1 protein-coding gene is annotated in these 1572 nt (G+C 62.5%); it reads right to left on the bottom strand.

What is annotated here, in order from left to right:
• Window positions 1-921: 921 nt before the first annotated feature.
• On the bottom strand, window positions 922-1245 hold the full coding sequence (locus MJ785_RS05380) for a hypothetical protein (protein WP_239348295.1): 324 nt from the start codon (window positions 1243-1245) through the stop codon (window positions 922-924).
• Window positions 1246-1572: the final 327 nt, after the last annotated feature.

The raw sequence follows: 1572 nt of genomic DNA, 5'->3' as shown, positions 1-1572 counted from the left end.
ATGTCCGGCGGGGGCGGCTCATGCCATACTGGCGGCCGATCATGATCGGGGTGCAGATTCATGCCGGGATCGACATACTCCCAGCCCCACCGTTCCTCCGGAACGAACAGTCGTCGGGTAAGTTCAGAACCGGGCATCTGGTTTCACGGGTTATGCTCCCACCCTCCGATGACTACTACCGTAACATCCATACGGACCTTGTTCTGTCAAGGTCACGATGACAGTCAACGTACCATCCGGGCTTCTGAGTCTGGGTTTCGTAGCCAGTCCCGATGCTGGACACGCTCGAGCTCCGACGGGGAACAGGCTAGAAGATCACCGATGGCTTGGTGACCGGGTCGCGAGCGCGGCGGTGACGGCTGCGGTGACACCGAGCAGGAAGCAGCAGAGACCGGCAGCTACCGTGCCACATGGTGGCTCAGCGTAGCCGCTGCCAGCCATACGCCCAGGCCGAAGACAGCTCCAAGAAAACCGGCGGCGACCAGCGCGGACCGCGGGTGGTCGCCGTAACACGTTCGTGCTGCTGCTCTTCTTCTTGCTGGCGGGTTCCCTGGTTATACGCCGGCAGATCGGCGAAGGCGGCAGGTCCCGAGGCGCGCGGGCTGCCGGAGAACGGTGAACTGGCAGACAGTCCGAAGGACGGGAGCGGCGGCGCGGGTAAGGGATGGCGGTGGCCGTGTACCACCGCTACCCACGCCGCCGCTCCCGCATCAGCCCCGACACCGGAAACCCTCGCGCGGACCGAGGACGGCGCGACCGTGATTCATACGCGCTGTCCCGCGGTGCCCGCGCATTCCCAATGATACTCATGGGGAACGGGCAGCATCGGTGTCGGTTCACCCGGCGGCCGGGACACCGTCAGCCGGCGGCCGGGGAGCTGGGAAATGCAGCTTAGGGTGTTCGTATATGCCTGGAAATCGATTAGGCTCCCGCGGTGAGCCAGCCGTGCGCCACGGATCTGCGTGACAGCTGTCGGGGCGGCAGCACCGGCAGGCCGGGATCGTCGGACCCAGCCCGCTCGTCACATGACACCGACGTGTTCTGGATCCTTCCCCAGATGATGCTCCGGCATTCATCAGTCCCGACGACGAGCGATGTCCTGGTGTGCGGATCGAATACTTCGACATGTCCATCGAAGCCGGGAGCGAGAATCCTGTAATGGCTCCACAGGTGTGCCGTGTAAGTGTCGGCGAACTTTCCCAGAAGCTCTCCATCAGCATCCAGAACAAGTATTCTCTTACCCATTTCCGCACCCTTCGCCCGCGCCTCAGAAATAGGGAGTGACTGGCCTGCTCAAAAGCTTACTGCACGCCCGGCCAATCGTCTATTCCTAATTTTTCACCATTGGCGTGAATACTATTTCGGCCACACCGAGCGGCATTCCAGCGGTATCGATACCACAACCATTCCAGGTGTAGTTCAGCGCTCGCACCCACCGGCCACGAACTCATTGACCTCGCAAACGTCCAGCTGGGATGTGGTCCGGCGACGGTATACAGCCGTGGGCACAACACCGCGGTGAAGGTATCCCGTCGCCGCCAGCAAGCCCCATCATCGTCTGGCAGCCCGACC

This window comes from Protofrankia sp. CiT1, assembly GCF_917627335.1.
Taxonomy (GTDB): Bacteria; Actinomycetota; Actinomycetes; order Frankiales; family Frankiaceae; genus Protofrankia.
Note: the sequence above shows the minus strand (reverse complement) of the source record. Positions and strands in the feature narration are given on the sequence as shown.

Coding starts and splice junctions, on each gene's coding strand:
- MJ785_RS05380 (WP_239348295.1), bottom strand. CDS start 1,245: ATGGGTAAGAGAATACTTGTTCTGGATGCTGATGGAGAGCTTCTGGGA.